The organism is Actinospica robiniae DSM 44927 (assembly GCF_000504285.1).
Classification (GTDB): domain Bacteria; phylum Actinomycetota; class Actinomycetes; order Streptomycetales; family Catenulisporaceae; genus Actinospica; species Actinospica robiniae.
In genome coordinates this window covers 1593282-1613603 of sequence record NZ_KI632511.1, presented here as the reverse complement: position 1 = coordinate 1613603, position 20322 = coordinate 1593282, and the positions used below count along the sequence as shown (strand labels likewise).

Here is a 20322-nt window from a genome sequence, read left to right as displayed (position 1 = left end):
GTAGCCGAGCAGCAGGCGCCTGTGGGTTCCGGAGCCGCCGAGCTGTGTCGATCCGGTCGGGCGTGGGTCGCGATCGATCCGTGCAGCATCTTCAAGGCCGCCATCTGCACGTCCCGTCGAACGCGGTGATCGTCGCCGACCGGTTCCACGTCACGCAAGGTGCCGTCGCATACCGCCATTGAGCTGACTTCCGCGCGCGTCGCGCAATCTCCGTTCGGGAGCATTGGCACCATGACTCCATGAGCACCGGGGCAGGGCATTCGGCCTCCGCGCGGCTCGTCTTGACGACGCTGGCGGCCGGGCAGTTCCTCATGGCGCTCGACAGTTCCGTGATGAACGTCTCGATCGCGACGGTCGCGCGGGACGTGGGGACCACGGTGACCGGGGTCCAGGGGGCGATCACGGCGTATACGCTGGTGATGGCGATGTTCATGGTCCCCGGCGGCAAGCTCGGCGCGCTCTTCGGCCGCAAGCGCGCCTTCACGGCCGGCTGCGTCATCTATGGCGCAGGCTCGTTCACGACCGCTCTCGCGCCGAGCCTGCCGGTGCTGCTGCTCGGCTGGTCCTTCCTCGAGGGGATCGGGGCGGCGCTGATCATGCCCGCGATCGTGGCGCTCGTCGCGGTGAACTTCGCCGTCGAACGCCGACCGGCCGCCTACGGACTCGTCGCGGCCGCCGGAGCCGTGGCCATCGCCGTCGGCCCGCTCGTCGGCGGTATCGCCACGACCTACTTCTCCTGGCGCTGGGTGTTCGCCGGCGAGGTCGTCGTGGTGCTCGCCATCCTCCTGCTCGCCCGCCGCGTCACCGACGCAAGGAGCGAGGAGCGCCAGCGCATCGACCTGGTCGGCGCCGCGCTCTGCGCCCTGGGACTCGGGACCTTCGTGTTCGGCGTCCTGCGCTCGAGCGAGTGGGGCTGGTTCCTGCCGAAGACCGGCGCACCGTCCCTTCTCGGAATCTCACCGACCGTGTGGCTCATGCTGGCCGGCCTGTTCCTGATGTGGCTCTTCTATGCCTGGGAGACGCGCGTGGTAGCGCGCCGCGGGTCGCCGCTGGTGGACCCGGCCCTTCTCCACAACCGCCAGCTGACTGGCGGCCTGACGATGTTCTTCTTCCAGTATCTCGTGCAGATGGGCGTGTTCTTCCTCGTCCCGCTCTACCTCTCGATCGCCCTGGGCCTGTCCGCGCTCGCCACCGGAGTGCGCATCCTGCCGCTCTCCCTCACCCTGCTGGGCGCCGCGGTCCTGATCCCGCGCCTGCTCCCGGACGTCTCGCCGCGCCGGGTAGTGCGGTGGGGAATCCTCGCGCTCCTCGCCGGGGCCGTGGCCCTGGCGGCGGCACTCGACGCCGACGCGGGCCCGGAGATCGTCACGCTCCCGCTCCTGCTGATCGGGCTCGGCATGGGCGCGCTCGCGTCCCAGCTCGGCGCGGTCACGGTCTCCGCGGTACCCGACGAGCAGAGCGCCGAGATCGGTGGCGTGCAGAACGCCGTCACCAACCTCGGTGCCTCGATCGGCACGGCCCTGGCCGGATCGATCCTGATCGCGGTACTGACCTCCTCGTTCCTGAGCGGCATCGAGCACAACCCCGCGGTGCCGGCGGAGGTCAAGAACAAGGCGAGCACCAACCTCGAGGCAGGAGTGCCGTTCCTCTCCGACGCCCAACTCACCACAGCCCTCGACCAGGCCGCGGCGAGCCCGGAGGTGAAGCAGGCCGCGCTCGACGCGAACTCTGCAGCCCGCCTCGACGGTCTACGCGCCGCACTCGCCATCCTCGCCCTCGCCTCACTGATCGCGCTCTTCTTCACTTCCCGGATCCCGACCACCCAGCCAGGCGAGAGGAAACCGGACACCGACGGAGGGACAGCCGGCCGATGACCAGAGAGCCGCAGTTCTTCGAGTGGCGGCTGTCGGGAGATCGTTCATACCGGCGCCTCAGCGGTCCCGACACGCCACGTTTGAAGCAATGAGCTCCTCCGACAGGTCAGCCACGACATTCTGTACGCGTTGAACGGTTGTAAGGGGAGCCGGGGCGCAGACCGCATGAAGCGGTCTTCGAGCCGATCTGCCCTGACCGCCGGGACCGATCCGCGCTTGTCGGAGCGGCATCGGCCACGTGGCGCGAGGTGAGCCTGAACGGCTCCGTCGAGCCTCCGCGGTCGAACACCGCACCGGCGCGCGAACGGCCCTTCAGAACACCTACGCGGTCGGCGAAGTCGGCTCTGGCGGTCGCCGAATGAGGAGGTGGTGATGGCGCGGGACGAACAGCGGCCTGACAAGGCCATGGTGGACCGGTCCGAAGGGTTCGGTGAACGGCTGCTGGGAGTGCTGCTGGACCGGGCGCACGAGATGCCCCCGGCGCTGATCGCCCCGCTGGTCGCCGAAGAGGTGGCCAGGGTGGGCGGGCGCGACGTCTCGATTCTGCTGCAGGACTACGGCCAGCGGATGCTGGTGCCGCTGCCGGGCAGGCGGCTGACCGTCGGCGAGCCCGAACCGATCGGCGACTCCCCCGCCGGCACGGCCTTCCTGCAAACGACCGCTGTGGAGGTGCCGCAGGCCGACGGTGTCCGGCTGTATCTGCCGTTGCTCGACGGTAGCGACCAGGTGGGGGTGATGGCCCTGACGCTGGACACCGTCGATGACGATGACCGGCGGCTGTTGCGCCGCCTCGCCGGCTTGGTCGCCGACACGATCGTGACCAAACACAGCTACACAGACCGGTTCTTCCAGGCCCGGCGCCGCGAACCGATGAGCCTGGCCGCGGAGATCCAGTGGTCCCTGCTGCCCCCGCTGGCGATGTCCGTGCCCCAGGTCAAGGTCGCCGGAATCCTCGAGCCGGCGTACAAGGTCGCCGGCGACAGCTTCGACTACGCCCTCAACGACGACATCCTGCACCTGGCCATGATCGACGCGATGGGCCACGGCCTGGACGCCGCCACGATGGCTACCGTCGCCATCGGCGCCTACCGGCACGCGAGACGCGCCGAGATCGGACTGGCCGAGATCTACGCGTTCATGGACCGGGCCATCGCCGAGCAGTTCGGACCCGACCACTTCGTGACCGCGCAGATGATGGTCCTGGACATCGCCACCGGCCACCTGCAATGGGTCAACGCCGGCCATCCCGCGCCGCTGCTGATCCGCAACCACGCGGTGGTCCAGAAGCTGAAGAGCCCAACCACCCTACCGGTCGGCTTCGGTGGCGAACAGCCCCTGATCAGCGAGCAGACCCTCCGACGCGGCGACCGGGTCCTGTGCTTCACCGACGGCCTGATCGAGGAGCACGATGCCGGCGAAGAGCAGTTCGGCGAGGAACAACTCATGAGCTGGGTCAACCACATCGAACGGGCGGAGAAGGGAGTGCGCGCGGTCGTGCGCGCCCTCTCCCACGCCCTGATGGACCAACGCGGCGGCACGACCAGCGACGACGCCACCCTCTTGATGATCGAGTGGCTCGGGGGCGCCGCCGACCACCTCGCCACCCTGGACTGAGCCGAAGGCCGCACTCCGATCACGAAGCCCACGCTGCGGACACGCCGGCAACTCGCGGTGAAACCGGCAGGAGCAGCCCGTCAGACTCCGGACCGCGCGGTGATCCGGCCGTCGCGCTCGGCCTTTTCGAGCGCGGCATAGTCACGTTCGTTCTGGTCCGCGTAGGCCGCGGAGAACTCCGCGATCGCGTGGGCGAAGGTGGAGTCGTCGCCGAGGTAGGACGCGATGGCCACGCGGTCGCCCGAGCGGGCGTGTGCGCGGGCGAGCGTCCAACCGCACAACTGGCCGTACTGCGCCAGGCCGGACGGCAGCGCGCCCTCGATCTCGAACGAGCCCTTCCAGTCCGCGAGCTGGCGCACGTAGAAGTCGCGGGTCTTCCCGTCGATCCCCTGCACCGTCTCCCAGCCCAGCAGGATGTCGCTGGCCGCCTGCATCAGGCGCTGCCCGTTCACCACCCGTTCGCCCTCGTTCCTGAAGCGCGGACCACCGAGCCCGCCGTAATCGGCCAACACCGACCGCTGAGCCTCCTTGGCCTGGAGGAAGAGCGGATCGCCCTCGCCGTGCCCGCGCATCAGCAGGATCCAGCACCGGGTGCCCACGCTGCCCACGCCGACCACTTTTCGTGCCATGTCCACGAACTCGAACGCCTGGGCCAGCGCGCGCCGGTCGGGCTGCAGCGTGTGCTGATAGCGTGCCAGCAGCCCGCGCAGCTGCAATTCGAGCTGCTCAGCCGCCATCTCTGGCAGGAGCTCGGAGATCGGGACGATCAGCGGCGGATCGGCCGTGATGCGGCGCTCGCCGTCCACGATCGCGGTCAGCTTCTTGAAAGATCGGTACTGGTCGCGGGTGCGGGCCTTCGCCAGTGTCCGCTCGAGCTTCTTCTTGGCGGGCTTCGTCAACCGGGCCACGAGGTCAGCGGGAAGCCGGTCGGTGCCCGTGGAGGCGTACCAGAGGTCGAGCTCGTGCATGTCGGCGAACTGTCGCATCGCGCCCTGGTAGCGCCGCACGGTGGCGAGCTGGATCTTCCGGCGCTGCTTTCCGCTGAACCCGTTCTGCCGGGCGGCGACCTCCAGGCTGGCCGCCAGCCGCTTGACGTCCCACTCCCACGGGCCCGGATGGGTCTCGTCGAAGTCGTTGACATCGAACACGAGGCGCCGCTCCGGCGAGGCGAACAGGCCGAAGTTCGCCAGGTGGGCGTCCCCGCAGAGCTGGACCGTCAGGCCCGAGGTGGGCGTCGCGGCCAGGTCCGCGGCCATGACGGCGGCGGCGCCGCGATAGAACGTGAACGGCGAGACGAGCATGCGCCCGTACCTGATCGGCACGAGCTCCGGCACCCGGGTGGCCCCCTGCTGCTCCAGGATCTCGACCGGGTCCCGGCGCCCCTGCGCGGCGGAGAACAGAGCGTGCTGTTCGGGGGCGACCTCCTTTCGAACATCGGTTCCGTGCTGCGCACGCTCGCCAAGCGTCGGTGCTCGCTTCTTTGCCGGATCGAGCTCGCGGGTGGGCCTCGCGCCACCCGAACGCCCCGCTTTACCAGCCATGATGCGCCTCCTGGGTGCTGGTTTCGTGAGTAGCGGACCGGCCGCCGAACCGGACGGCACTCGCTTTGATCGCTCCTTCCATTACACGGCGGACAAGCGGCTACCGCCTGCTGCGGCATTCACCCGGACAGCTTGCTTTTCCGCGCGCCGAGGATCGAACGGCGCCTACGGTCGAAGGGCGCACGTCCGACCGCGCGGATCTGCTTGGGCTGCCCCGCAAGAATTCGGACGGTGTCGAAACCACACCCCACCTGGAGGATCGCGTGGCCATGAACTCCGACACCCCTGTCCTTGACACCCTCGCTGCCATGACGCTCGACTCGATCGAGCGCTGTGATCTGCCCCCGGACATGCTCATCCTCACCCGCATCGCCGCGCTCGCCGCCATGGACGCGCCCCCGGTGTCCTACCTCGCCCACATCGAACCCGGCCTCAAGGCCCAACTGACCGCGAACCAGCTGCAGGACGTCCTGGTCGCCATCGCCCCCATCGTGGGAACCGCCCGCGTCATGTCGGCCGCCGGCAACATCGCCCAGGCACTCGGCATCGCCATCGAGGTGACCGAGGCGGAAGCCGGCATGGGGGTCTGACCACCTCGCCCGCCCCTGGCCGCGATCGGCGCCCAGGGGCGGGTTTTTCGAGCGGGTGTCTTCGAGCGAAAGGTTCAGGCCCGCGCATGCAGGGCGTCAGGGTTCAGATCCGCGATCGTCGGGTATCCGTCGATCGCCATGAGCAGGTCCGCCTCGGCGAGCAGGGACCGTAGTACGTGCACGATGCCGTCTTCGCCGCCGAGCGCGAGCCCGTAGGCGTAGGGGCGGCCGATCGCCACGGCGCTCGCTCCGAGGGCGAGGGCCTTGACGATGTGTTCGCCGCCGCGCACGCCGGAGTCGAAGACGACCGGTGCGCCGCCTGCTGCCTCGACCACTGCGGGGAGCAGATCGATCGCGGGAATTCCGCCGTTCGCTTGGCGTCCGCCGTGGTTGGAGCAGTAGATACCGTCGATGCCGCCGTCGATCGCGCGCTTCGCGTCCTCGGGGTGGCAGATCCCTTTGAGGAGCAACGGCAGCTTGGTCAGCGAGCGCAGCCAGGCCAGGTCGTTCCAGTTGAGGGTGGGATCGGATAATTCCGAGGCCCAGACGAGCGCCGCGGCGCGGACATCCTCCTCCGGGGGCTTGGCGAGCTTGGTCCGGAAGACGGGGTCGGAGAAGTAGTTGGCCAGACAGTGGCCTTTGAGCTGGGGGAAGTTGCCAAGCTTCAGGTCACGTGGTCGCCAGCCGAGCTGCAAGGTGTCGAGGGTGACGACGATGCCCTTGAAGCCGGCCGCCTCGGCGCGCGAGACGAACGACTCCGCGACCGCCCGGTCCTTCGGGTTGTAGAGCTGGAAGAACCCCGGTGTCTCGCCGAATTGCGCGGCGACCTCTTCGAGCGGGTCGACCGTGAGCGTCGAGGCGATCATCGGCACGCCCGAGGTCGCCGCGGCCCGCGCGGTGGCGAGGTCGCCATGCCCGTCCTGCGCGCACAGGCCGATGACACCGATCGGGGCGAGCAGGAGCGGTGTCGGCAGGGCCATCCCGAACAGGTTGATCGACAGGTCGCGTCGCGCTGCGCCCACGAGCATGCGGGGGATCACGCCCCACCGGTCGAACGCGGTGACGTTCGCGTTCTGGGTGTATTCGTTGCCTGCGCCGCCGGCGACGTAGGAGACGATGTCCGGTGGGAGCGTCGCGTGCGCGCGGGCCTCGAGTTCCGCGAAGGTGAACGGCAGGTCCTCCCGCACGCCGGTCAGGCCGCGGAGATAGACCTCGAGCTGGTAGTCGCCGTAGTTCGGCGTTTCGTGCTCCATGTCAGTCGAACAGGTGGGTTGTACGGGCGCTGACCCAGCGGGCGAGGGGCGGGGCGAGGCGGTTGAGCCAGTACATGGCGTGGGCGTCGGGACCGACCGGCGCGATCGCGCGATTGCGTTCGGCTGCGCGCAGGACCTTCTGTGCGGCGCGCTCGGGCGGATATCCACGACGCTCGTACATGCTCCGGACCCGGGCTGCCTGGCCGTCGGGGTCTGACCCGCGCACGATACTGGTCCGCGCGATCGGAGTGTTCATGACGCCGGGACAGATGGCGGTCACCCCGATCTTGTGTGGGCGCAGCTCGATCCGCAGGTTCAGGGTGAGGCCGAGGACCGCGAACTTCGTGACGGAGTACGCGGTCATGACGGTGGAGGGAAAGTAACCGGCACCGGAGGAGACGTTGACGACTTGTCCTCCGGCGCCGCGCTCGATCATGCGGGGGATGAAGCGCTCGCAGCCGTGCACGACTCCCTTGACGTTGACTGCGATCTGCCGGTCCCAGTCCTCGGGCTTCGTGTGGAGGAACGGGGCGAGCACACCGATGCCGGCGTTGTTGATCAGCAGGTCGACCGCCTCGAACCGAGCGTGCACGGCGTCAGCGAACGCGTCCATCGCTTCGGGGTCGGTGACATCGACTGTCTGGGCGAACACCTCGTTGCCCAGAGAGCGGATGGCTCTGGCGGTCTCGTTCAGGCCGGCTTCGTCGCGGTCGCAGATGACGAGTATGGCTCCGCGTTGGGCGGCGAGCAACGCGGTGGCGCGGCCCATGCCGCTGCCGGCGCCGGTGATCAGCACCACACGGTTATTCAGATTCTTGAGTTTCACCGTCTACTCCAGGGTTGGGGTCATGAAAGGGTGCGGTGCAGGAAGTCGAGCTGGTCCGTGAGGGCGCGCTCGAGCCATGGGGCGCTGTAGACGTCGAGGTGGTCGAACGGGTATTCCCGGAACTCGCTGCCGGCGCCCGCCTGCGCGGCAGCGCGGCGGCCCGCGTGCGGCGGGACGATGGTGTCGTTGGTCCCGACCTGGACGAGCAGCGGGCACTCGACCCGTGAGGCGAGCTTGATCGGCCGGTTGAATCCGGCCTCGAGCGCCGCACGCGCGGACACCTCGTTGCGCCAACTCGGGCCCGCGACCGGGCGGTAGGTCTCGAGGCCTCCCGCCCTGGGGAAGATCGCGTTCGATCCCGGTTCGCCGATCATCGGAACGAGGTGCGGTGCGCGGCGGGTGAGTGTCCTGAACACATCGCGCAGTCCATGCAGCGTCGCGCGGGCCATGTAGGTCGGGCCGCAGCTGCGGGCGAGCTGCGTCAGCACCGCGCGGCCGTCCATTGCAGGCGTCAGGGAGATCGTTGCCGCGATGCGCTTGTCCTGCGCTGCGACGACGACCACGTGGCCGCCGGCGTAGGAGACGCCCCAGAGCACGATGCGTTCGGGATCGACGCCCGGGAGCCGACGGGCGGCGGTGACGGCCGCTTGGTAGTCCTGACGCTGGCGCCGCACCGAGACGACCTGGCGGAGTGAGCCGCCGGATGTGCCGAACCCGCGGTAGTCGAAGAACACGACGTCGAGTCCGGCGGCCGCGAAGCCTTCCGCGTAGGCGATCAGACGGCTGTCGCGGGTGCCGCAGAACCCTGGCGCCATGACGACGCACGGGCGTCCGTTCGCGCCGGCGTATGTATCGCCGACGGCCGGGAAATGCCAGGCGGCGCACCGGTCTTCGCCGCTGGTGAAGGTGATCTCGTCCATGGTGTCGATTCCTGGTCTTTGCGCGGTGGGGACGCCGGCGCGTCCGGGAAGTACTTCCGGACGCGCCCACGTGGGTTTGCAGGACGCGTACTGGCTTGCCTGCGGGCGGCAGGGCCGGACGGTCTCGCCTTGTCGCGGGCGACGACGGGTCACTGCCGCGTCATGGCGATCCGCCAGCGCTCTTCGACAGGGATCAGGTGATCCTGGTTGGCCGCGGCGGTGTCCACATCGATCTGCACCCAGCGGATCTCGCCGGTGAACTCGTTGCCGCGCGGCGGGTATTCCGGTGTGACCGGTGAGCCCGACTCACGGCCCACGTTGGTCGTCTCGTCGCCGGAGAACACGATGGCCTGGGTGACCGGCAGCTGCCCCCGGCCGACCTCGGCGCCGTCGAGGTAGAGCGTGACCGTGCCGCCCTTGGCCAGGCCTGGCCCGTCGTAGTCGAACTCCATCCGCACCTGGTGCTCACCGGTCGGCAGCGGGTCGTGCGAGCCGACATAGAAGTGCTGCAGGCCCACCAGGTTGTAGCAGTAGCGCAGGTGGCCGTCGCGCGTGTAGAGGCTCCAGCCGCCGGCCATCCCGCCCTGGGAGAGAATGACGCCCTCCACGCCGGCTTCTGGGATCAAAAGCTGGGCGGTGATCGAGTGGCTCTTGTTCTTGATGTTGATGACGGAGCTCTCGTTGAGGTGGCCCATGCCCGGGAAGAGCACCTGGGTGTTGCCGCGGATCAGCTGCGGGCGCCCGGCGAGGTCGGGGTTGAACCGCTCGGCCGCCCGGTCATCGAGCGGGAGCACCCCGTGCTTGGTCGCCTCGATCAGCCACAGGCGTTGCAGCCGGTGGAGGGTCTCGGGCTGCTCGGCGGCGAGGTTGCGCGACTGGGTCCAGTCCTCGGGGCCGTAGAGCTCCCACACGTCGTCGTCGAAGGCTGCCATCTGCGCGCCGAGCAGTTCCCAGGGTGTGCGGTGTTTGGTGACCGCGGTCCAGCCGCGGTGGTAGATGCCGCGGTTGCCGGCGATCTCGAAATACTGGGTCTGGTGTCGCTCGGGCGCCGCCGGGTCGTGGAAGGAGTAGCCCATGCTCACGCCCTCGATGGGGGCCTGGGTCACCCCGTGCACCGTGACGGGCTCGGGTATCCCGGCCGCCTCCAGGACGGTCGGTGCGATATCGATGACGTGGGTGAACTGGTTGCGGATCTCGCCCCGCGCGTCGATGCCGGCGGGCCAGTGCACGACGGTGCCGTTGCGGGTGCCGCCCCAGTGCGAGGCGACCTGCTTCGTCCACTGGTACGGGGTGCACATCGCGTGTGCCCAGCCGACCGCGTAGTGGTTGTACGCGCTCGGGGTGCCGAACTCGTCTACCTTGGCGCGAAGGAAGTCCGTCGACTCCAGGGCGCTGAGGCCGTTGAAGTTGATCGCCTCGTTGAAGCTGCCGTGTTGGGTGCCCTCGGCGGACGCGCCGTTGTCGCCGATGACATAGTAGATCAGCGTATTGTCGAGCAGTTCCAGGTCGTCCAGGGTCTGCACCAGCCGGCCGATCTGGTGGTCGGTGTGGGCCAGGAATCCGGCGTAGACCTCCATCTGACGGGTCAGCACCGGCTTGAGGTCCTCGGGCATCTCGTCCCAGTGCGGGATCTCCGGGTTGAACGCGGTCAATCCGGCATCGGCGGGGATGACGCCGAGTTCCTTCTGGCGTTCGAAGATCTCTTCGCGCAGCGCGTCCCAGCCGGCCTCGAAACGGCCCGCGTACCGGTCGGACCACTCCTTGGGTGCGTGGTGCGGTGCGTGGGTCGCGCCGGGGGCGAAGTACAGGAAGAAGGGCCGGTCGCCCTGGAGGGCGTGCTGGCGGCGGATCCAGTCGACGCTGCGGTCGGCGAGGTCCTCGGTCAGGTGGTAGCCCTCCTGCGGGGTCCGGTCGGGCTCGACCGGGGTGGTGCCCTCGTAGAGCGCCGGGTAGTACTGGTTGGTCTCCCCGCCGACGAAGCCGTAGAAGTACTCGAACCCGCTGCCGGTGGGCCAGCGCTCGAAGGGACCGGCCGGGCTGGTCTCCCACACCGGTACCTCGTGGCACTTGCCGAACTGCGCGGTCGCATATCCGTTGAGCCGCAGTGTCTCGGCCAACGGGGCCTTGGTGTTGGGCCGGATCGTGTTGTATCCCGGAGCCGAGGTCGCGAGTTCGGTGATCGCGCCCATGCCGACCGAGTGGTGGTTGCGTCCGGTCAGCAGCGCTTGCCGGGTCGGGGAGCACAACGCGGTGGTGTGGAACCGTGAGTAGCGCAGCCCGCCGTCGGCAAGCTTCTGCGCCGCCGGGGTCTCGATGGGTCCGCCGAACACGCTCGAGGCTCCGAAACCCACATCGTCGAGCAGAATCACCAGGACGTTCGGCGCGCCCGCGGGCGGGCGCAGCGGGATGATCGGCGCGTACGACGTGTCCGGGTCCCGGGCGTCGTAGGTGGTCAGCCCGGGCCGGGGCCGGTCGGGCATGGGCAGGGCGGTGCGGGGGAGAGCGTCATGCGGGGCCACGTTGCCCCTCCTGTTCGGGATGGGCCGGACCGCGTGATGCACGGTTCCGGCGGTGTCGCTGGTGTGGAGTTCACCGCCCGGCAGCAGGCCGGACGGTGGGGACGGTGTCCGGCCTACTGCCGCAGCGCCGCCTCGAGGTACGCGGTCAGCGCGGTGTGGCCGTGCCGGATCACGTGCGGATCGGGTTCGTTGCGCTCGCGGAAGGCCAGGTCCAGGACCCGATCGCCGAGTTCGACCGCGAGAACGAAGATCCGGGGGTCATTGCACGCGGTGGCGAATCCGGCCGAGATCGCCAGCGCGTGCAGGCGCTGCGCGGTGCGGTGCTGGTAGCGCCCCACCTCAGCCCGCACGGTCGGCGAGACGCGACCGTCGAACCACAGCCGGGCCATGTTGTGGTGGCCCTTGAAGTAGGCGGCGAAGGTGTCGAGTTCGCGCGCGACGAACTCCGCGGCCGAACCCGGCGCCCACCGCTGCTCGGCCTCGGCCAGGAAGGCGCCGAGCCGTTCGAGGTGCTGCTCGATCAGCGCGTCGAGCACCTGCTCGCGGTCGGCGAAGAACCGGTAGAGCGAGGGCGGTGTGATGCCGGCGCGCTCGGCGACGTTGCGGGTCGTCACGGCATCGAGCCCGCCTTCCTCGATGAAGGCGTCCGCGGCCTCCAAGATCCGCTCCACGGTCTCGCGGCTGCGGGCCTGGACCGGCTGCCTGCGGCGGCGGATCTGCCCGTTGGCGGCCTGATCCTCGGCGCCCGGACTCTTGACGGCTCTCGACATGGATGGGACTGTAACGCGAGTCTTGTTAGTTTTTCTAGAGGAGTTGCCAAGATGACCGCGGAATCCGACCCACCACACCTGCATGTCCTCGTCGTCGGTGCCGGCTTCGGCGGGCTTGCCGCGGCCCACGCACTCAAGCAGCAGGGCGAGGACTTCGCGGTGCTCGAGCGCGCGCGGGAAGTCGGCGGGGTGTGGCGGGACAACACCTATCCCGGCTGCGCCTGCGACATCCCGTCGAATCTCTACTCGCTCTCCTTCGCGCCCAACCCGCAATGGAGCCAGGCCTTTTCCAAGCAGCCCGAGATCCGCGCCTACCTGAACCGGGTGGCACGCGAGTACGGACTGCTGCCTCACATCCGCTTCGGCTGCGCCCTACACGAGGCGTCCTGGGACGACACCGCCCAGCGCTGGCGGGTCGAGACCAGCGACGGGCCGCTCACCGCGGACGTGCTGATCGACGCCGGCGGTCCCATCGCCGAGCCGTCGATCCCCGACCTGCCGGGTCTCGACCGCTTCACCGGTGCGGTCTTCCATTCGGCGCGCTGGGATCACGGCCTCGATCTGACCGGCCGCAACGTGGTGGTCGTCGGCACCGGAGCCTCCGCGATCCAGTTCGTGCCCGCGATCCAGCCCCGGGTCGGGCGGATGACGGTGGTGCAGCGCACGCCGCCGTGGATCACCCCGCGGATGGACCGTACGACGACCCGCTTCGAACGCAGGCTCTACGCCGCCGCGCCATGGCTTCAGCAAGTGGTGCGCCGGCGGCAGTATCTGATGCGCGAGATGATCACGTGGAAGATCATGATCTCGCCGCGCGTCCGCCGGATCGCGACCAAGGCCGCCCTGCACCACCTGCGCAGGCAGGTGCCCGACCCGGCACTGCGCGCACAGCTCACCCCGGACTTCGAGCTCGGCTGCAAGCGAATCCTGATATCCAACGACTGGTACCCGGCGCTTACGCAACCGAACGTCGAGGTGGTCAGCAGCGGTGTCCGCGAGGTGCGGGAGACCTCCGTGGTCACCGCCGACGGCCGCGAACACCCGGCCGACGTGATCATCTTCGGCACCGGGTTCCACGTCAACGACGCGCCGATGGCGGGGCGCCTGCGTGGACGCGACGGGCGCACGCTGGCCGAGTACTGGAACGGGCGCCCGCGCGCCTACCTCGGCGTCACGACGTCGAACTTCCCCAACCTCTTCCGCCTCGGCTGCGCGGGCAGCGCGACCGGCCACAACTCCCACGTGTTCCAAGAGGAATGCCAGGTGGCGTACGCGATGGACGCACTTCGCCTGATGCGCTCACGCGCCATCGCCGCCGTCGAGGTCCGGGCCGAGGCGCAGGAGGCCTATGTCGAGACGTACACGGCGCGCCTCGGGCGCACGGTCTGGGCGGTCGGCGGCTGCAACAGCTGGTATCAGGGGGCTGACGGAATCCCCTGGTCCAACTGGCCCGCCTCGACCCGCGAGTACCGCCGCGCCACCCGCCGCTTCGACCCCGCACCCTACGAGCTGCGCACGGCCCCAGCCATCGTGCCCGCCGCGAACTGAACACGCGCATCGCTTCCTACCGCACACGAGAGGGAGATACCTTCATGACCAACCTCGCACACAACCTGGCTGCCACGGCTCTGCGCGACGGCGACGCCCCGGCGATCCGCATGGGTGATGCGGTGCAGACATTCGCAGAGCTCGATGAGGCCAGTAGCCGGGTGGCGGCACTGCTGGTCAACCGCGGCGTGCAGCCCGGCGACCGGGTCGGGTGCATGCTGCCCAACGTGCCGCAGTTCGCCGCCGTCTACTACGGCATCCTGCGTGCGGGCGCCGTGGTGGTGCCGATGAACGTACTGCTCAAGACGCGCGAGGTGGCGTACTACCTGCGCGACTCCCAAGCTCGGTTGGTACTGGCCTGGCACGGCTTCGCCGAGGACGCCGCGGCGGGAGCCGCGGCTGCCGGCTGTGCATGCCTACTGGTGGTGCCGGGCGAATTCGAGTCCCTGCTCGCTTATGAAGCCCCGCTGCCTGAAACCGTCGAGCGGGAGGGGTCGGACACCGCCGTCATCCTCTACACCTCGGGCACCACCGGCGAGCCGAAGGGCGCCGAACTCACGCACGCCAACCTCATCCGCAACACGACCGTCTCGGTCGACCTGTTCTCGATCGGGCACGGTGACGTCGTCCTCGGTGCACTGCCGCTGTTCCACGTCTTCGGTCAGACCTGCGGATTGAACGCGTCGGTCGCCTCAGGCGCCTGCCTCGCACTGGTGCCGCGCTTCGACCCGCGCACGGTGCTCGAGGCCATCGAGAGGCACCGCGTCGGCGTCTTCCAAGGCGTGCCGACCATGTACGTCGCGCTGCTCGGTCATCCGGAACGGGCCACGTTCGACACCGACTGCCTGCGGCTGTGCGTCTCAGGCGGTGCGGCCCTTCCGGTCGAGGTGCTGCACGCGTTCGAGGAGGCGTTCGCCTGCGTCATCGTGGAGGGCTACGGGCTGTCCGAAACCTCCCCGGTGGCCTCGTTCAACCACCCCGGCCGGGTGCGCAAGCCCGGATCGATCGGTACACCGGTCGAGGGCGTGGAAATGACGCTGCTCGACGTTTCGGACGGCGTCGGCGAGATCGCCATCCGCGGCCACAACGTCATGAAGGGCTACTGGTCCCGCCCGCAGGCCACCGCCGAGGCGATCGACGCCGAGGGCTGGTTCCGCTCCGGCGACCTGGCCCGCGTCGACGGGGACGGCTACTACTTCATCGTCGACCGCAAGAAGGAGATGATCATCCGCGGCGGCTTCAACGTCTACCCGCGCGAGATCGAGGAGGTGCTCTATACGCACCCTGCGGTGCTCGAGGCGGCCGTCGTCGGCACTGCGCATCGCGAGCTCGGCGAGGAAATCTGCGCCGCGGTCGTGCTCAAGCAGGGTGCCACGGCCACACCCGAGGAATTGCGCGAGCACGTCAAGGCGCAGGCCGCGGCCTACAAGTACCCGCGGCACGTGTGGATCGTCGAGGAGTTGCCGAAGACCGCCACCGGCAAGATCCTGCGGCGCAGCGTCGAGGTGCCGGAGAGCGTCACCGCCGCATCGACCTCGCGATACGCAGGCGGCACGCATGGATGAGGCATCCGCTGTGGCCGTGTCGTCGAGTTGGGCGCAGGCGCCGTCGGCTGAAGGGGAAGGGGCACCGGGACAATCCGCGGTGACAAGCCGTTATGCCTGGGTCGTGTTCGCGATGGCGTTCACCCTCATGATGTCCGACTACCTCTCGCGGCAGCTCGTCGTCTCGATGTTCCCGTACTTCAAGAAGGAATGGGGGCTCTCCGACGCGCAGCTCGGCGGCCTGATCTCCATCGTGTCGGTGACCGTCGCGCTGGGTACCTTCCCGGCCGGCCTGCTGGTCGACCGCTGGAGCCGGGTGAAGAGCATCGCGCTGATGGGAAGCGTGTGGAGTCTCGCGACGATCTCGGCGGCGTTCACCGGCAATTACGGGCAAATGTTCGCGGCGCGCGCAGTAGTCGGGCTCGGTGAGGCCGGATACGCGCCCGCCGCCGGAGCGCTGCTGAGCCGGATGTTCCCGCAACGGCTGCGGGCCACGGTTCTCGGCGCGTACCTCTCGGCCGGATCGCTCGGCGCGGTGCTCGGCGTCGTGCTCGGCGGAGTCATATCCGATCGCTGGGGCTGGCGTGCGGCATTCCTCATCATCGGCATTCCCGGCCTGCTGCTCGCCGTGCTGTTCCTGAAGGTGCGCGATTATGCGACCGTACGGCTGCCCGCCGACCACGCCGAGGCGCCGAGACCCGGCCTGCGCACGTTGTTGGGCGAACTCCTGCGTCCGCGCTCCGCTGTCGCGGCGTACCTCGGCGGGGCGAGCCAGATCGTGGTCATGTCGGCGCTCTATGCGTGGCTGCCCAGCTACTTCAATCGCTACCTGGGACTGACCACCAGCGCGGCTGCGGCCAGAACAGCGCTGGTCATCCTCGCCGGTCTACTCGGCCAAGTCGTGTTCTCGTTCGCAGCCGACCGTGCGGCCCGCCGCGAGCCCCGCCTGCGGCTGCTGTTGCCCGCCACGCTCTCGCTCTTCAGCCTGGTCGTGCTGCCGGCCGCGTTCGTGGCGATGCCGCCGGGCAACGCGCAGTTGCTCGTCATCCTGCTCGCGGCGTTCACCATCACCGCGCCGTTCGGCGTGGTCGGCTCGGTCTGCGTCGACGTCGTGCACCCGGCGTTGCGGGCCACCGCGATATCGATGGCCTCGTTGGCACAGAACCTGTTCGGCTTCGCCCTCGGTCCGCTCGTGGTCGGCGCGATCTCCGATACCTACGGCCTGCGCGCCGCGCTCGGCGTGATTCCGGTGTTCTGCGCCTTCGCTGCCTTCTCCTTCTGGATCGCCTCCCGCCACTACGGCAACGATCTGCGACGGGTCGCGGCCGATGCCACTCCCGGCGGAATCTGATTCCGCGTCACCGTTGCCCCTGCGCCGCGCCGCGCTCGACGTCGGCGTCTGTCTGGGCTTCGAGCATTCCGTGTGTGTCGAGCCGGTAGAGCAGCACGAGCGCCGGGCCGACCAGCACGAGGGCGATCGCCGTGACGAGCATCAGCCACTGCAGTGGCTTCGTCGCGCCTGCGGCCTGTTGCACGGTGAGTGAGGTCGGTACCAGGTAGGGGCGCTGCGCGACGCCCCACGCGGCGATCACCAGGGCCACAGAGGCGACCGAGGTGTAGCGCGCCCATCCCGGAGCGTGCGTGCCGATCAGGAGCGCTGTCGCGGCAGCGGCGGCGATGGAGAGCAGTACCAGGAGCAGTCCGAATCCGTGGGTGAGCCCGTGATAGACGTACGTGGTGTGCTTTCGAGTCACGGAAAGGCCGATCAGAGCCAGGACGCCGACGGCGACCAGGCTGCACCAGGCCCGTAGCCGGAAGTAGACCACCAGGTCGGGTTCGCCGAATCGGCGGGCGTCGGCGGTCAGGAACACCGCGCCCAGGAAGGCCGTGGCCGCGATCGCGAGGAGTCCCGCGACGACTGACGTCGCGTTGGCCCAGACCTCGGCCGAGGCCGTGACACCGGGTGCGGCGCGCCCGGATGCCACGCCTCCGGCCGCAGCTCCCAGGAAGAACGGGGTCAGCAGCGAGCAGACGGCGAACGCAGCGCCATAGATCCGGCGGCGGGCCAGCCGTCTCGTGGGCTTGCGCAACGCGAAGCCCGCGCCGCGCAGGACCAGGCCGACGGCCGCGAGGACCAGCGGCGGCCACATCGCGCTGAAGACGGCCTCGAAGAAGACGGGGAACCCGGTCCACATGAGGATGAGGACGAAGACCAGCCACACGTTGTTGGTCTCCCACACCGGTGCCATCGCGTGGTCGATCAACCGGCGGGGGCGTTCTCCGCGTTCGGCGCCGCCGGCGAACAGGTCCCAGAAGCCGGCTCCGTAGTCGATGCCTCCTCCGCACGCGTATGCGGCGACGGCCAGCAGCAAGATCCACGCCACGGCATCGGCGGTCATCGCATGCTCCCCGGGGCGGAGGCGTCCGGGCTCTGCGGGGACGGCGCGCCGGCCGCGCGAGCGGCGGGAAGCTCCGGCCGTGGCCCATAAGGCGTATCGGTTTCCGGCCCGTCCTCGGCCGGCCGTACCAGCCCCAAGTCGGCGCGCTGCCAGCGTCTGCTCATTCTCAGGACCACGCCCACGAACGCGCCGAATACGAGGACGTAGACGACCACGACGATCCCGAACATCGTCCAGAGCGCGGCGGCGGACGTCGGTGTCACCGCGTCCGACACCCGCATGTTCCGGTACACGATCCAGGGCTGCCGGCCCACCTCGGTGGTGATCCAGCCGCATTCCACCGTCACCACGCTGGCCGCGCCGGCGAGGGCGGCACACCGGAAGAACCATCGCGACCTGGGCAGATCCCGGCGGCGAAGCCAACACCAGCCGTACCACAGGGCGAGCAGGATCAGTGCGCTGCCGATCATCGCCATGATGTCGAACGTCCAGTGCGCCAGCGTCGCCTCCGCCGTCGTGGGCCGGTCTGCGGCCGGAACCGAGGTCAGGCCGGTGACCTGGGTGTCGCGGCTGAAGCCGGCGAGGATCGAGTTCAAATCCGGGATCTTCAGGCCGCCTTTGACGGTCCCGTCGGGCTGGAGCCGGCCGAAGAGGTATTCGGGTACGTGCGTGCCGGTGTCCCAGACGATCTCGGCGGCGGCGAACTTCACCGGCTGCTTGTGGAAGATCTGCCGGGCGATGTCGTCGCCGAGGAAGAACTGGAGCGGAGTGAGGACGGCGGCGATGGTGAACGGCACGCAGAATCCGAGTTTGTGATATCGGTCGCGGCGCCCGCGTAGCCAGCCCACCGCGTAGATCCCGGCGACGACGTAACCCGCCGTCAGGTACATGGCGACCACGAAGTGCCAGTATTGCGGGCCGAACATCGGGGTGAACACGGCCTGCTGCACGCTCACGTTCACCGGTCTGCCGGCTGCGTCCAAGGTGAAGCCCTGCGGGGTGTTCATCCAGGCGTTGGCGCCGATGATGCCGAACGCACCCATCAGCGCCGCCAGTGGCAGTGGCACGCCGAGCCAGAAGTGCGTCCACGGCTTGAGCCGGCGCCACCCGTAGAGGTAGACGGCGATGAACACCGCCTCCAGGAAGAACGCCCACGCTTCGATCCCGAAGCCGAGGCCGAAGACGTCGCCCCAACGGCCCATCATCCTCGGCCACAGCAGGCCGAACTCGAACGACAGGACGGTGCCGGTCACGATGCCCACCGCGAACTGAACCGCCATCACGGCGGACCAGCGGCGGGCGAGCAGCAGGGCCACGGGGTCGTTCTTGCGCAGCGCCCGGTAGTGCACCACGAGCGTGATGAACGGCAGCGCCACGCCGAGGGGCACGATAAGGATGTGGGTGCCTAGTGTGAAGGCCATCAGCTGGCGTGCGGGCAGCAGCTGCGAGGGATCGCCCGATGCCAGAGCCGCCGCCGAACTCATGCCGACCTCGGTGACGGAGCAGCGGCCTCCGGCACGTCGACGGTGTGCGCCTCGCCCGACGCGAAGGCCCGCTCGCGTCGCGAACCGGAAGCGAAGACCACCGCCCAGCTCATCATCGCGCCGGCCCTGCTACGGAAGCCGGTGAGGAAGACGAGGTGGATGAACAGCCAGATCAGCCAGCCCACTACGCCGGACACATGCAGCCGGCCCCGCTTCACGACCGCCCGGCCGCGGGAGATGTACGCCGCGCTGCCCAGGTCCAGATACCGGAACGGCCGGGTCGAGGGCTTGCGGCCCTCGACGCGGTGCCGGATGTGACGTCCCGCGTAGGCACCGCTCTGCATCGCGACCTCTGCCAGGCCCGGCAGCCCGTTCAGGTTCATGAGGTCGCCGACGACACGGATCTCGGGGTGACCGGCAATGGTCAGATCCGGCTCGACCAGGATGCGTCCGGCACGGTCCTGCTTCGCGCCGGTCGCGCGGGCGAGCGCACCGGCCAAGGGCGGAGCCTCGACCCCGGCGGTCCACAGCACCGTGCGGGCGTCGTACCGTTGCGACTCGCCGCTGTGCCGACGCACCGTCAAACCGCGCTCGTCCACCTCGGTGGCGATCGCGCCCAGATGAACCTCGACGCCGAGACTCTCCAGCGTGCGCTGCGCACGACGCGAGAGCACCGGACCGAAGGAGGCCAGCACCGCGTCCACGCCGTCGAAAAGCAGCACCCTCGCCTGGCCGGGATCGATGGAGGAGAACTCGCGGTCGAGGGTGTGACGCGCGATCTCCCTGATCTGCCCGGCCAGCTCGACTCCCGTCGGCCCCGCCCCCACCAGCGCGAAGGAGAGCCAGGCCGCACGCTCCCGCGGATCCTCGACCGCCTCCGCCATCTCGAACGCGCGAAAGAGCCTGCGCCGCACGGCATGAGCGTCCTCGAGAGTCTTCATCCCCGGAGCGTGTTCGACGAACTCGTCGTGCCCGAAGTACGACTGCCGGACACCGACGCCCACGATCAGATCGTCGTACGGAAGTGCCAGGCCGCTGCCATCCGAGAGCACGAGATGCACGAGCCGCTCGGTCGGGTCCACGTCGGTGGCCGTAGCGAGCAGGCAGCGCACGTTCTCGCGCCGGCGCAGAATCGCGCGCAGCGGCTGGGCGATCTGACCGCTCGACAAGATCCCCGAGGCGCACTGGTAGAGCAGCGGCTGGAAAGTGTGGTGCGCGCAGCGGTCAACCAGCGTCACCGCGACCGGCGCCCGGCGCAGAGCCCGCACCGCGAACAGGCCGGCGAACCCACCTCCGATGATGACCACCCGGCGTGGGATCACATGGTCCTCCACCGACCTCAGCCCCCCTCGGCGAGGCCGGGGACCGACGCCGTCTGGCCACGCGGCGCAGGCGGCGCCGTGGGGTGCCGTCCTTCGTCCACCGCTGAGTTCACTGCCG

Annotated in this window: 15 protein-coding genes; 6 read left to right on the top strand and 9 right to left on the bottom strand. The window is 69.3% G+C overall.

What is annotated here, in order from left to right:
- Positions 1–239 precede the first annotated feature (239 nt).
- Together ACTRO_RS06980 and ACTRO_RS06975 are read left to right on the top strand one after the other, a co-directional pair.
- Positions 240–1874 carry an MFS transporter gene (locus tag ACTRO_RS06980; protein WP_034262109.1) on the top strand — a complete coding sequence of 545 codons (1635 nt, stop codon included), beginning with the start codon at positions 240–242 and terminating at the stop codon, positions 1872–1874.
- Positions 1875–2246: 372 nt separating this feature from the next.
- Positions 2247–3488 carry a PP2C family protein-serine/threonine phosphatase gene (locus tag ACTRO_RS06975; RefSeq protein ID WP_034262107.1) on the top strand — a complete coding sequence of 414 codons (1242 nt, stop codon included), beginning with the start codon at positions 2247–2249 and terminating at the stop codon, positions 3486–3488.
- 80 nt (positions 3489–3568) lie between these two features.
- Here the strand turns inward: ACTRO_RS06975 and ACTRO_RS06970 are convergent, their stop codons facing one another.
- Positions 3569–5029 carry a DUF2252 domain-containing protein gene (locus ACTRO_RS06970; RefSeq protein WP_051450434.1) on the bottom strand — a complete coding sequence of 487 codons (1461 nt, stop codon included), beginning with the start codon at positions 5027–5029 and terminating at the stop codon, positions 3569–3571.
- Between the two features lie 263 nt (positions 5030–5292).
- Here ACTRO_RS06970 and ACTRO_RS06965 point away from each other — a divergent pair, with 263 nt between their 5' ends.
- Complete coding sequence (locus tag ACTRO_RS06965) at positions 5293–5619, top strand: hypothetical protein (protein WP_034262105.1); 327 nt, start codon at positions 5293–5295, stop codon at positions 5617–5619.
- 74 nt (positions 5620–5693) lie between these two features.
- On the opposite strand, the gene ACTRO_RS06960 is transcribed toward ACTRO_RS06965, so the two are convergent.
- The 5 genes from ACTRO_RS06960 to ACTRO_RS42940 form a co-directional block, all read right to left on the bottom strand.
- Entirely contained in the window at positions 5694–6872 is a 1179-nt protein-coding gene (locus ACTRO_RS06960) for a lactate 2-monooxygenase (protein WP_034262102.1), read from the bottom strand.
- A gap of 1 nt (position 6873) precedes the next feature.
- Positions 6874–7698, bottom strand: a complete 825-nt coding sequence (locus tag ACTRO_RS06955) for an SDR family NAD(P)-dependent oxidoreductase (RefSeq protein ID WP_034262100.1) — start codon at positions 7696–7698, stop codon at positions 6874–6876.
- A 20-nt stretch (positions 7699–7718) separates the two neighbouring features.
- Positions 7719–8618, bottom strand: a complete 900-nt coding sequence (locus ACTRO_RS06950; RefSeq protein ID WP_034262097.1) for an alpha/beta hydrolase — start codon at positions 8616–8618, stop codon at positions 7719–7721.
- Positions 8619–8767: 149 nt separating this feature from the next.
- Entirely contained in the window at positions 8768–11098 is a 2331-nt protein-coding gene (locus ACTRO_RS06945; protein ID WP_051452310.1) for a sulfatase-like hydrolase/transferase, read from the bottom strand.
- Between the two features lie 152 nt (positions 11099–11250).
- A complete protein-coding gene (locus tag ACTRO_RS42940) occupies positions 11251–11907 on the bottom strand; it encodes a TetR/AcrR family transcriptional regulator (protein WP_051450433.1) in 657 nt (218 codons plus the stop codon).
- A gap of 51 nt (positions 11908–11958) precedes the next feature.
- On the opposite strand from ACTRO_RS42940, the gene ACTRO_RS06935 reads away from it, so the two are divergent.
- The 3 genes from ACTRO_RS06935 to ACTRO_RS06925 all read left to right on the top strand — a co-directional run bounded on the left by ACTRO_RS06935 (position 11959) and on the right by ACTRO_RS06925 (position 16350).
- Positions 11959–13455 (top strand): flavin-containing monooxygenase, encoded by a 1497-nt coding sequence (locus ACTRO_RS06935; protein ID WP_034262091.1) that lies wholly within the window; start codon positions 11959–11961, stop codon positions 13453–13455.
- A 44-nt stretch (positions 13456–13499) separates the two neighbouring features.
- Positions 13500–15020, top strand: a complete 1521-nt coding sequence (locus tag ACTRO_RS06930; protein WP_034262087.1) for a long-chain-fatty-acid--CoA ligase — start codon at positions 13500–13502, stop codon at positions 15018–15020.
- Between the two features lie 79 nt (positions 15021–15099).
- A complete protein-coding gene (locus ACTRO_RS06925) occupies positions 15100–16350 on the top strand; it encodes an MFS transporter (RefSeq protein ID WP_169739839.1) in 1251 nt (416 codons plus the stop codon).
- Positions 16351–16357: 7 nt separating this feature from the next.
- On the opposite strand, the gene ACTRO_RS06920 is transcribed toward ACTRO_RS06925, so the two are convergent.
- Genes ACTRO_RS06920 through ACTRO_RS06910 form a run of 3 tightly spaced genes read right to left on the bottom strand, consistent with a single transcriptional unit; the run spans position 16358 to position 20204 of the window.
- Entirely contained in the window at positions 16358–17398 is a 1041-nt protein-coding gene (locus ACTRO_RS06920) for a cytochrome d ubiquinol oxidase subunit II (RefSeq protein ID WP_034262084.1), read from the bottom strand.
- The gene (locus ACTRO_RS06915; RefSeq protein ID WP_034262081.1) at positions 17395–18882 is read right to left on the bottom strand and encodes a cytochrome ubiquinol oxidase subunit I; all 1488 of its coding nucleotides are present in this window, start codon (positions 18880–18882) and stop codon (positions 17395–17397) included. The genes ACTRO_RS06920 and ACTRO_RS06915 overlap by 4 nt, the downstream gene beginning before the upstream one ends.
- Positions 18879–20204 carry an NAD(P)/FAD-dependent oxidoreductase gene (locus ACTRO_RS06910; RefSeq protein ID WP_211244137.1) on the bottom strand — a complete coding sequence of 442 codons (1326 nt, stop codon included), beginning with the start codon at positions 20202–20204 and terminating at the stop codon, positions 18879–18881. The genes ACTRO_RS06915 and ACTRO_RS06910 overlap by 4 nt, the downstream gene beginning before the upstream one ends.
- Positions 20205–20322 lie beyond the last annotated feature (118 nt).